10 protein-coding genes are annotated in these 11749 nt (G+C 47.9%); 7 read left to right on the top strand and 3 right to left on the bottom strand.

Annotated features, from left to right (window positions below):
* Nucleotides 1-229 precede the first annotated feature (229 nt).
* The 4 genes from aroC to NG833_RS18440 all read left to right on the top strand — a co-directional run bounded on the left by aroC (nt 230) and on the right by NG833_RS18440 (nt 4997).
* The gene (aroC, locus tag NG833_RS18455; RefSeq protein ID WP_254566741.1) at nt 230-1345 is read left to right on the top strand and encodes a chorismate synthase; all 1116 of its coding nucleotides are present in this window, start codon (nt 230-232) and stop codon (nt 1343-1345) included.
* A 140-nt stretch (nt 1346-1485) separates the two neighbouring features.
* On the top strand, nt 1486-2358 hold the full coding sequence (locus tag NG833_RS18450; protein WP_254566740.1) for an MBL fold metallo-hydrolase: 873 nt from the start codon (nt 1486-1488) through the stop codon (nt 2356-2358).
* Nucleotides 2359-2791: 433 nt separating this feature from the next.
* Complete coding sequence (locus NG833_RS18445; RefSeq protein WP_254566739.1) at nt 2792-4714, top strand: M48 family metallopeptidase; 1923 nt, start codon at nt 2792-2794, stop codon at nt 4712-4714.
* 7 nt (nt 4715-4721) lie between these two features.
* Nucleotides 4722-4997 carry a hypothetical protein gene (locus NG833_RS18440; RefSeq protein ID WP_254566738.1) on the top strand — a complete coding sequence of 92 codons (276 nt, stop codon included), beginning with the start codon at nt 4722-4724 and terminating at the stop codon, nt 4995-4997.
* A gap of 345 nt (nt 4998-5342) precedes the next feature.
* On the opposite strand, the gene NG833_RS18435 is transcribed toward NG833_RS18440, so the two are convergent.
* Both NG833_RS18435 and NG833_RS18430 read right to left on the bottom strand, forming a co-directional pair.
* Complete coding sequence (locus tag NG833_RS18435) at nt 5343-6050, bottom strand: ATP-dependent Zn protease (protein ID WP_254566737.1); 708 nt, start codon at nt 6048-6050, stop codon at nt 5343-5345.
* 63 nt (nt 6051-6113) lie between these two features.
* Entirely contained in the window at nt 6114-6938 is an 825-nt protein-coding gene (locus tag NG833_RS18430; protein WP_254566736.1) for a D-alanyl-D-alanine carboxypeptidase family protein, read from the bottom strand.
* 500 nt (nt 6939-7438) lie between these two features.
* On the opposite strand from NG833_RS18430, the gene NG833_RS18425 reads away from it, so the two are divergent.
* Nucleotides 7439-8410: an AEC family transporter gene (locus NG833_RS18425; RefSeq protein ID WP_254566735.1), complete on the top strand. Its 972-nt coding sequence runs from the start codon at nt 7439-7441 to the stop codon at nt 8408-8410.
* 289 nt (nt 8411-8699) lie between these two features.
* Here NG833_RS18425 and NG833_RS18420 read toward each other — a convergent pair whose 3' ends face one another.
* Nucleotides 8700-9221, bottom strand: a complete 522-nt coding sequence (locus tag NG833_RS18420) for a phosphoribosyltransferase (protein WP_254566734.1) — start codon at nt 9219-9221, stop codon at nt 8700-8702.
* Between the two features lie 175 nt (nt 9222-9396).
* On the opposite strand from NG833_RS18420, the gene NG833_RS18415 reads away from it, so the two are divergent.
* Nucleotides 9397-10830: an MFS transporter gene (locus NG833_RS18415; protein WP_254566733.1), complete on the top strand. Its 1434-nt coding sequence runs from the start codon at nt 9397-9399 to the stop codon at nt 10828-10830.
* A gap of 125 nt (nt 10831-10955) precedes the next feature.
* Nucleotides 10956-11630 (top strand): HEAT repeat domain-containing protein, encoded by a 675-nt coding sequence (locus tag NG833_RS18410; RefSeq protein ID WP_254566732.1) that lies wholly within the window; start codon nt 10956-10958, stop codon nt 11628-11630.
* Nucleotides 11631-11749 lie beyond the last annotated feature (119 nt).

The raw sequence follows: 11749 nt of genomic DNA, 5'->3' as shown, positions 1-11749 counted from the left end.
CGCAATGCTTGCGCCCTCTTTTGGGCGCAAGCATTGCGCCCCTACATTCAGAACGGTTGGAGGATTTATATTATGCAATCCCCTAAGTCTGCAAAACCCTGGATTGACGGGAATTAGCCGCAACTCAACCGATTCCTCCTCCCTAATCCAGAGAAGGGGGAGACTAACCCTGACGAAACGGTGCAGTTTCGGATAAAATACAAGTTCTAACGCCGTTTGAGCATCAATCATGGGAAACACTTTCGGGCATCTGTTTCGAGTCACCACCTTTGGAGAATCCCACGGTGGGGGTGTAGGGGTCGTTATTGATGGATGCCCACCCCAACTCGACATTAGCGAAGCAGAAATTCAAGTCGAACTAGACCGGCGCAGACCGGGACAGAGTAAAATTACCACACCGCGCAAAGAATTAGACACCTGCGAAATCGTCTCTGGGGTGTTTCAGGGGAAAACCCTAGGCACACCGATTAGTATCTTGGTGCGAAACAAGGATGTCCGATCGCAAGATTATCACGAAATGACGGACACCTACCGTCCCTCTCATGCCGATGCCACTTATGATGCTAAATATGGGATCCGGAATTGGCAAGGGGGAGGGCGATCGTCAGCGAGGGAAACCATTGGTAGAGTTGCTGCCGGTGCGATCGCCAAGAAAATCCTCCACCAAGTCGCCGGAGTCGAAATCATCGGCTATGTTAAGCGTATCAAAGACTTAGAAGGCATCATCGACCCCAACCAAGTCACCCTCGCTCAAGTCGAGAGCAATATCGTCCGTTGTCCTGACTCCGAATGTGCCGATCGCATGATTGAACTAATCGAACGCATTGGCAGAGAAGGGGATTCTACCGGCGGCGTCGTCGAATGCGTAGCGCGTCACGTCCCCAAAGGGTTGGGAATGCCCGTATTTGACAAACTCGAAGCCGATCTCGCCAAAGGGGTGATGTCCCTGCCTGCGAGTAAAGGATTTGAAATCGGGTCCGGATTTGCCGGGACCCTGATGACGGGTAGCGAGCATAATGACGAATTTTATACCGATGAGCAGGGAGAAATTCGCACCCGCACCAATCGTTCTGGCGGGATTCAAGGGGGAATTTCCAACGGAGAAAATATTATTATTCGAGTTGCCTTTAAACCAACTGCTACAATTCGCAAAGAACAGCGCACGGTAAACAGCTTAGGCGAAGAAACCATCTTAGCGGCTAAAGGACGGCATGACCCCTGTGTGTTACCCAGAGCCGTACCAATGGTAGAAGCGATGATGGCTTTAGTGCTTTGTGACCATCTCTTACGCCATCAGGGTCAAACCGGCACATTCAGACCAAAACTGGATCAAGCGGGGTCATAAGAGTTACCCCCATTAACGGGTTAGATTGAAACATCGAGATATCGGGCGATCGTCATCCGTTTCCCCGAGCCCATCGTTGACACAGTTGACACAGTTTACATTAGTTCCACTTGTTCAAATACAAAACCGTAAGAGCCTGTATGGAAACGAACCCTTCCTCTGAGTTTGTTGTCCAATTCTGGGGCGTTCGAGGCAGCATTCCAACCCCCGGAAAGGACACTGTTCGCTATGGCGGCAACACCTCCTGTGTGGAAATGCGAATTGGTGGAAAACGCCTGATTTTTGATGCGGGTACGGGATTGCAGGTTTTAGGACAAACCTTGCAAAAAGAAATGCCCATCGAAGCCTATATGTTTTTCACCCACTACCACTGGGATCACATCCAGGGTTTTCCCTTCTTTACCCCCGCCTTTATTCGCGGAAATAGCCTGCATATTCATGGCTCGGTTCCCCTGGATGCCGAATCGATGGAACAGCATTTTGTAGAAAGAATTCTCCATCCCAATTCTCCCGTTCCCCTCGAAGGAATGCAGGCGAATTTGAAATTTTCAGAAATGATTTGTGGTGAACCATTTCATGTAGATGACATCTACTTTGAAACCGGCCCCTTAAATCATCCCAATAGTGCAATGGGCTATCGGGTCACCTATAACGGTCATACCGTATTTTACTGTACCGATACCGAACATTTTCCCGATCGCATGGATGAAACCGTTCTGCACATGGCACGCAATGCAGATTTATTGATTTACGATGCCATGTACAGTGATGATGAATATAATAACCCTAAATCCCCCAAACATGGCTGGGGACATTCCACCTGGCAGGAAGCCGTCAAAGTGGCTAAAGCCGCTGGAGTGAAAAAACTGGTGATTTTCCACCATGACCCCAGCCACAATGATGAATTTCTCGATAAATTGGATGGGGAAGTTAAACAAGCATTTCCCAACTCCGTTCTCGCTCGCGAAGGGTTGGTTTTAGATGTTTGCGAATCGGTTCTAGCTGCGGTGTAAAACCTCCGGTTAGCTAGAAAGCAAGCAAATTGGGGGATTGTTTTCTAATCTCCCTTGACTCATTCACAAAAAATATGGGGCATTTTGACAACAATTCCCTCTCTATTTTAGGCGAGGGAATTTTATTAAAAAATACCTATCCCATACCGATTTAAAACGTATTGACAAAAATAAAACTATCCTGGAGGCGTATAAACTTTTTCAAAAGACTGTCATAAACCCAATTGACTTATCAAATAAACCTCATCTAAATCCATTCAATCTTCAGCCTTGATTTTGCTTTATTTTTGGCTTAAATTCAGGCAATTTTGAATCAACCGATCGCCCTTTTGCCCGTTCCTAAATTTTATCTCTACAATAGGAATCAGGATCACAGCGAAACTCGACCCTTGCTCCACCAGTCTTCCCTCAAAATTTACCCTAGGTTGCTAAGATGAAACTCCTTTGGAATTCCTGGCTCGTTACCCTTAGCTTGGTACTCCCCATTGCCACACCTGCACTTGCGGAGTTACCCGTTCCCTCCCCCTCCCGATTAGCGCAAGCGAACACCGAAACCCGATCCACCTTACCCACCAGTGAACCGACCCCCGAAACCGCATCGGAGGAACCCCCACTACCGGAAGAGGACCTGGAAACTCCTACTGCTGAAACCTCAGACGAAGCAGAGGAACCCCCACAGGAGGAAGAGGACCTGGAAACTCCTACTGCTGAAACCTCAGACGAAGCAGAGGACCTGCCACAGGAGGAAGAGGACCCGGAATCTCCCAATGCTGAAACCTCAGACGAAGCAGAGGAGACATCGGAAGAAGAATACACATTAGATCCCGAAGAAGCGGCAAAACAAGCCGAAAGACGCCGCATTTTGGAACGCTTGGCAGAAGCCGATCGCCTGTTTGTCGCCGGAGATATTGCCGCAGCAGAGGCGATTTATCAGGAGGTGAAACCGCCCTTTTCCGCCAATGGCAAGCAAGCGGCAATTTCCACCCTCCCCGAACCCCTGACGGATCCCGAACAACTCTCTCCTGCCTCGCGGGTGTACTGGCGCGAAGCACAAGCGGGATGGGAAAATCAACTAGAATCTCGCATCTTCGTTCCCTTAGAATTGCTCGTGGAAGCTTCACCGGAATTTCTACCCGGACATTTATTACTTGCCGAAGCTTACACCACTTACGAACAACCGGAAAAAACGGTTGAAGTCTTAGAAAGAGCCACGACTTTTTATCCCAATAGTCCGGAATTGTTGCGGGTAAAAATAGCCGCCCTCGCTGCCACAGAACAATGGCTAGAAGCCTCGATCGCCGCCCGCCAATTTGCCCTTCTCAACCCCGATCATCCCGATGCGGAAGAATTTGCAACGTTAGCCGAAGATAACTTCGGTAAATTTCGCGGATACATTCGGAAAATGATCGCCGGAAATGCGATCGGTAATGTTGTAACGGGTGCGCTCGGGGTTGCCTTAACCGGCAATCCACTCGGTGCATTGTCTGCGGTGGAAACCTTAGTCATGTTAGCGAGAGGAGAATCTGCGATCGGCAGAAGTATCGCCAATCAAGCCATCGAACAGTTAGAAATGGTGGAAGATGAAGAAATCGTCACCTACGTTCAAGAACTCGGAGAAAGACTCTCCAAACTCTCGGGACGGGATGATTTCGAGTATGAATTCTATGTAATTAAAGATAAAAATCTCAACGCCTTTGCACTCCCTGGTGGTAAAATCTTCGTCAATGCCGGTGCCATTCTCCACAGTGACACCGAAGCCGAATTAGCCGGATTAATCACCCACGAACTCGCTCATGCAGTCCTCTCTCACGGCTTTCAAATGGTCACTCATGGCAATTTAATCAGCAACATGGCAAGGTATGTCCCCTTCGGAGGCACATTAGCCAATCTGTTAGTGCTTGACTATAGCCGGGATATGGAACAACAAGCGGATGTACTCGGGACCCGATTACTCACCTCTGCCGGTTATTCCGCCGATGGATTGCGAAATCTGATGGTAAAACTCAAAGAACAATATGGCGAAGGCAGTTCCTTTTGGAAATTCATGTCCACTCACCCCCCGACAAAAGAACGCATTGCAGATCTCGAAACCCTAATTGAACGGGGAGGTTATAATCGGTTCGCCTATGAAGGAGTAGAAAAACATCAAGAAATGCGTCAGCGTGTCGCAGAATTGCTCAGAGAAGAACTTTCAAAGGAAGATTTAGTCAAGCTAGATATAGAATTAGAAGAGGTTGAAACTGAAGAAACTGAAGGGGAAGAGGAAGAGGAAGAGTTAGAGTCGGATGAGGATGAAGTAAACCCGGAAGGGGAAGAGTTAGACTCTGATGAAGAGGAGGAACCAGAGGAGGAATAAGCATAAATTGTCCCAGTTTGTAGTAACGACTTCAGTCGTTATCTTCTTCATGTTCGTAGTAACGACTTCAGTCGTTTCTTTGGCTTATAGTGAGGCTTATACCACAAGGGTGTTAAATAACGCTTCTCACTCCTATGTAAATATAGAATGCAGGGAGTGCTACGGAATCCGGTTGTCAAAGGTCTATAAAAATCCACACCCTCAAGGGTGGGGCTATACGGACAAAGCCCGCCTGCGCGGGCTAAAACCTAAAACCGACTTTTACCAACCGGATTTGGTATGAGAGCATCTTGCTCCCTATTTGTTGTAGCATAAGAAGGTAGATTTGTAAAAAAATGTTTTCCATAGTGGGTTCCAGAAGAAACGACTGAAGTCGTTACTACGAACTCAGATAAGATAACGACTGAAGTCGTTACTACGAACTCAGATAAGATAACGACTGAAGTCGTTACTACGAACTCAGATAAGATAACGACTGAAGTCGTTACTACGAACTGGGGGAAAGATAACGACTGAAGTCGTTACTACGAACTTAAGAGGAGATAACGACTGAAGTCGTTACTACGAACTCAGATAAGATAACGACTGAAGTCGTTACTACGAACTTAAAAATGAACCAACGACTGAATTAAACCGTTGCATTTTTTTCGGCTTTGATGGGAATCTGATTTCCTAACATTTGATAACATTCAGTCACCGGCAGTCGCTGTTCCATTGCGGTGACTAAGGATTGATAGGCATCTAAATGGGATTCTATTAGGGTTTTGGCTTGCAAAATTGCCCATCGTTCCTTGAGTTGAACATCCGTGGGAGATTTGCGATTTTGGGCCAAAATTGCTTTTAATTTGGTTCTATCTTCTGCACCACCTTCGGCGCGATTATATGCTAAGGTTTCAGCGGCAATTCCTGCCATCCAGACGATGCAGTAACGGTCAAATAATTGAGCCGAGAGGCTGCCTTGTTGGAGTTCGGTGAGGAGTTCTTGATCGTCAAATTGCACGCCACCGCCAGCAGATTGGCCTTGTTTGAAGGCTTCCCAGGCATTTAAGGCATAGCCGGTGATGGGAATTTCTAATAAGTAGGCTACTAAAAAATGTCCCGCTTCATGACGCACAACCCGCGATCGATGATCTTCGGACATTCCGGCAAAAACATCAACGATCAGGTTTGCACCTTTGCCTTGCCAGCCGAGAGTATCTAGGGTAAAAAATCCTAATAGACTGGCGGTGGCGATCGCCCCAATCACGGGAGATAACTCTAGGATAGGTCCGAGCAATACGGAAAGGGTCATCAAAAAAACAGAAATTGCCACCAGATTCAGCGCAGTTTGACTCATAATTTAGGGTTCAAGATGGGGAGGAGCAACAGTTAAGGAGCATGAAGGCAATAGAATATCCTGTTAGGGTTGAGTCGCTTCGACTTCCTGGGTTCGGGCTTTATAGAAGGTTTCCAGACTGTGGCGATCGCCGACAAATCTCCAATGCCAGGGTTCATAACTCACCCCTTGGGAATTTCCTTTGGGAAAGGATATCTCAAAACTATAATAGGCCGCATTCTCTTTCATCCATTGGAAGGCGGGGGTATTTTCAAAGTTCGGACTCAAATCCGTCGCTGGAACATTGGCATCGCCAATATCAACCGCATAGCCGGTATGATGTTCGCTGTACCCTGGAGGGGCGCTAACTTCGGCGCGTTCCATTGCCACCTGTCCCCGTTGCGCTTTCACCTCAAAAAATAGATATTTTTGGTCTTCCTCGGTGCGAAATCCGGAAATTGGTACCAGATAGACCCCTTGCGATCGCGCCGCCTCTTTCATGTCCAAAAACGCTCTAGCGGCAGCTTGACGCATCATGATTCTCCCATCACCGGAAATCGGCTGAAGGTCTTCGGGAGGGGCTTCTTGATAGGGTAAATGACCCAGTAACGACTCTGTTTTCGGGGCGTTTGGGTCCGCAGGCGCATCAGGGTCCTGGCCATCAGTTTGCTCAGTTTGAGCCACCTCTGAGGTATTCAGGAGTGCCAGCATTCCCCCTTGCCATGCCACCAGGACCCCGGCGACGAGGGCGACTGTCCCGGCAATCACGGCAATTACAACCCATTTAACCGATTTGGACCCCTGAACCTTAGAGACTTTCTCGGAGGTATCTCTAACCGCTTGAGGAATGTCCTCCCCCATAAATGTCGAGGTTTTCGACGCTTGTCCCGACACAGATGCCTTATTCAATGACTCGACTCCTAACAGATTGACTCGGATTCCCTAAACTATGATACTGAACAGCGGCGGAAGCGGTGATGGATCCTTAGACGGCTCCTCCTTCGTAGATAGAGCTTACCTACTCCCCTACCGGGTTAAAAAAGCATTCTACCGAATCCTTGTAGATCGGGACCAACAGAGGGTCATTTGTCATTTGTCATTTGTTGTTTGTCATTTGTCAAGGGACCAGTGACCCATGACTAGGGACTAGGGACCAACAAGCCATGACAAAAATTCCCGGGTTTAGCGTCAAGTGCTACGGACTCAACCCTAGGTTCTATGGCAATATTAATCCTCAATTGCTCCATTATTTCTTCTTGATTTCACCGTTGAGAGTCAGGAAATCCGGCAATTGAATTGGGATGTGCCACGGCACCGTTATCCTCTCCATTGAGACGCAGTTAAAAAACTCGTTTGAATCAGGGGATAACACCCCAACTTCATGAAAACTAATCCTCTTTTAAATTATTATGCTCGTTCTGGGAAGTCAACTCCTAAAACTGTACCTCCAACTTGGGGGATTAGCGTTATTGGGATTTATTCTGGGTCGGCTGCTGCCTCCGAAAATCCCTCTTTATATCGGCAAATTTCTGTTTTGGATTGGTGTTCCGATCGGGGTGATTGCCTTCGTGCGTCGCTCGGATTTATCCGGTTCAATCTGGTTAGCACCGGCGATCGCCTGGGTGGCGATTCTACTGGGAGTGGGACTTAGCTGGTTGTGGATCAGGAGTAAAACCAACTCCGGTTCTGCTTCTGAAAAGCAGGGACAATCATCCCTATGGTCCCATCAACCCACCCAAGGCAGTTTTGTCCTTTCAACGATGGTGGGTAATACCGGCTTTATTGGCTATCCCGTCACCTTGGCATTAGTGGGAGAACAATATTTTGCCTGGGCGCTATTTTACGATTTGTTGGGTACGGTAATCGGTGCTTATGGTTTGGGTGCCTTATTAGCCGCTCGATATGGAGAGGGGTCGAAAAGTTATAAACAGTTTATTCATGCCATTGTCTACAATCCCACCCTATGGAGTTTAGGGTTTGGGTTATTGGTGCGAGATATCCCCCTACCGCCCCTATTGGAAAATAGTTTACAACGGTTTGCTTGGAGTGCGATCGCCTTATCCCTGATTCTCTGTGGCATGAGACTGAGCCAATTACACTCCTGGAGTAGCCTTAAACCCGCCTCGGTCAGTCTTGTGATTAAAATGCTAATTGTGCCCTTGTTTCTCGGCATCATCCTATCTTTCTGGGGACTCGATCGCCCTGCACTGCTGATTCTAGTCTTACAAATGGCCATGCCTCCAGCCTTTGCTACCCTAGTCCTAGCAGAAACCTACAATCTCGATCGCGATTTAGCCGTAACTGCCCTGGGACTGGGTTCTGTCGGCTTATTAATCACCTTACCGATTTGGGTCTTAATGTTTGGAATTCCCACCGCTTAAGCTACTGCAAACCCTACCTAAATGTAGGGTCGAAAACGGGAATTGACCCGACGACTCACGGTAATGGGTAAGCTCTGGCCCAGCCAAATTTCAAGGACAATTTTCGCCTTAAATTCGTTATCCTGGATGGGAGCATCTCAATTTTGTCTAAAAACCAATGAGACCTAACCCCCCTACCCCCCTTCCCTAAGAGGGAAGGGGGAAATTTACGTCTTGCTCCCCCTTCCCTCTTAGGGAAGGGGGCTGGGGGGTTAGGTCTCTTTTCAACATTGAGATGCTCCCTCCGAGATTAACTTGCGATCGTTTCATAACTCTGAGCCAGTTGCTCCGGGGTAAGTTGTTCATACCCTTCAAACGGTTGATGAATCCAGGGATTATCCGTTAGGTAATCGACATAATAATCCGGTTGAATTTCCGAACAAGCTTTATACCAGAGGACTGCGGTGCGAATCTCCTGGATTTGATTTTCATAATGGGAATTCAGCCAACTTTGGGTTTCCTTGAGAGAAATTCCCGTATCTACTAGGTCATCGACCAATAAGACATGAGGGCCGAGGGTCTCGCCGATCGCAGTTAAGTGGCGGGCAATTTTCAAGGAGCCTCGGTGCTGACCGTTTGCACCCCCATAAGAGGCTGTAGATAAAATCCCTAACGGGCGATCGTAAATCCGGGCAAGGATATCCCCCACCCGCAGTCCACCTTTGGCAATGCAAACGATTTGGTCAAAATGCCAATTCGACTGATAAATTTGGACCGCAAGCTGCTCTATTTTTTGGTGGTACTCGGACCAACCGATATGAAGGTCACGCATGGGGGTATTTTTTCCAAGAGTAGCAACAGGAAGCAGAAATAAAGGTAATAGACAAAGATAGCATAGAATTTACAGGCTGTATCGTATGCCACAATACAGAAAAGCCCCGCTGAAATTTGGCTTCCAGCAATGGCGGTCATCTCGCCATACTCTTTCCCCGGAAAAAACAAACTCCATGAATCACTCGTCCCCTTCTGCTCCAGCGAACGACAGATCCCAGCCCGAAAAACTCAGGCTCTCCACAAAACTAGCTTATGGTGCTGGAGATATGGGGGCTGGGATCACCACAATTTTAATCTCGTTTACCCTGCTGATATTTTTAACTGAGGTGGCAGGTTTAGACCCCGGATTAGCAGGAACGGTCCTGATGATTGGTAAGTTGTGGGATGCCATCAATGACCCGGTAATTGGGATGTTGAGCGATCGCACCCGGTCTCGCTGGGGACGCAGGCGATCGTGGATGCTCTTTGGCTCCCTGCCTTTTGGTCTGTCTTTTTTCCTGTATTGGTTGGTCCCTCACTTCAGTGCCGACCCCGACCTGAATAAGTGGATACTGTTCGGCTATTACGTTCTGGTGAGTATCTTTTTCCACGCCGCTTACACCGCAGTCAATCTACCTTATACAGCCCTCACCCCCGAACTCACTCAGGACTACAACGAGCGGACCAGTCTCAATAGCTTTCGGTTTGCCTTCTCCATTGGTGGGAGTATCTTAGCTCTCATTTTGGGTGTGGTTTTGAGTCAGCTCATTCCTGACCCCAAACAGATGTATGTCACCCTAGGCGGCATTTGTGCGATTCTTTCCATGTTTCCTCTCTACTGGTGTGTCTTCGGAACCAAAGAACGGTATCAAACCCCCTCAGACCCGAGCAATTTATCCTTGGTTTCTCAGTTCAAAATTGCCCTGAGCAATCGTCCATTTCAGTTTGTGATTGGGATTTATCTGTTTTCTTGGTTAGCTCTGCAATTAACTACAGCAGTTATTCCCTACTTTGTCGTCAGTTGGATGGGGCGAGATTCATTTTTTGAAGTGGCCTTAATTGTGCAAATGGTGGCGATTATCATGCTATTTGTCTGGAGCGCGATTAGCCGCTCAGTGGGGAGAAAAGCCGTTTATTTTATGGGCATGGGGTTTTGGATTATTGCTCAAGCTGGCCTCTTCTTTTTACCCCGCGATCGCACAGATTTGATGTTCTTCCTCGCGGTTCTAGCGGGTGTGGGAGTAGCAACGGCTTATCTGATTCCTTGGTCCATGCTCACCGATGTGATTGATTTAGATGAATTAAATACCGGCCAACGTCGGGAAGGAATCTTCTACTCCTGTATGGTTTTTTTACAAAAGCTCGGCTTAGGTTTGGGAATTTTCTTCGTAGGACAAACTCTCAAATGGTCCGGTTTTATCGCATCCGCTGGAAATACCACGATTCCCGAACAACCAGACTCCGCTTTGTTTGCCATTCGCATGGTGATCGGGCCTCTACCCACCCTGTTTTTAATCGGGGGTTTAATTTTGGTTTATTTTTATCCTCTCACCCGGGAAGTTCATGGGGCGATTTTGTTGCAGCTTTATGAACGGAAGCACAAGGCTGCTGTCAAGGATGCGGAATAACCCATGAAGAGGCGATCGCTAGTTCGGAAATCCCTCCTGCTCAGAGGGCCGATTTTCTCCCGTTCCTGCGGTCCTCGCTCTATAATAAAAAAGTGAATGTAAAGTTATGTAAATTTCCTGAATCTATGTCCCTATTAAGTTTAGAAGAAATAGCCGTCAAGCTCGACAGTGAAAATTCCGGCGATCGCATGGTAGGCTTGGCTTCCTTGCGGAACGTCCCCGCTGCGGATGCCTTCCCCTTTATCGAAAAACTCCTCAATGATGAGAACCTCCAAGTGCGATCGATGGCCGTCTTTGCCCTAGGCATTAAAGCCACCGCCCAATCCTTTCCCATTCTGGTAAAAATCCTCGAAGGCGAACCAGATTACAGCATTCGTGCCGGTGCAGCCGGGGCCCTGGGATATCTCGAAGATGAAAGAGCCTTGGAACCCCTAGTTCGCGCATTCTATGAAGATACCGATTGGCTAGTTCGCTTTAGTGCCGCAGTCTCCCTGGGAAATCTCAAGGACCTTCGGGCTCGGGATGTGTTGCTCAGTGCCTTGGATAGCGATGAAATCGTCTTGCAACAAGCGGCGATCGCTGCCCTTGGGGAAATTAAATGTATTGAAGCCGTCGATCGCCTCTTGCGTTTCGTCCAATCCAAAGATTGGCTGGTGCGTCAACGCCTCGCCGAAGCCCTGGGACATCTCCCCAGTGAAAAAAGCATCTCCGCCCTCAAATACATGGAAAAAGATAGTCATTTCCAAGTTTCTGAAGCAGCAACCTTCTCTCTGCAACGATTAGGGAGTCCAAAAAAATAAATTATCCAAGTTCTGCGGTGAAAAACTTGACTCTTCAGCCTGCGTAGGCAGGCTTTGTCCGTATAGCCCCACCCTTGAGGGTGTGGGTTTTGGGTATTTTATTTTTTGGAGTTCCCTTA

The sequence above is a fragment of the Oscillatoria sp. HE19RPO genome (assembly GCF_024220515.1).
In the GTDB taxonomy this organism is placed as follows: Bacteria; Cyanobacteriota; Cyanobacteriia; order Cyanobacteriales; family Laspinemataceae; genus Laspinema.
This window is presented reverse-complemented; position numbering and strand designations above follow the sequence as displayed.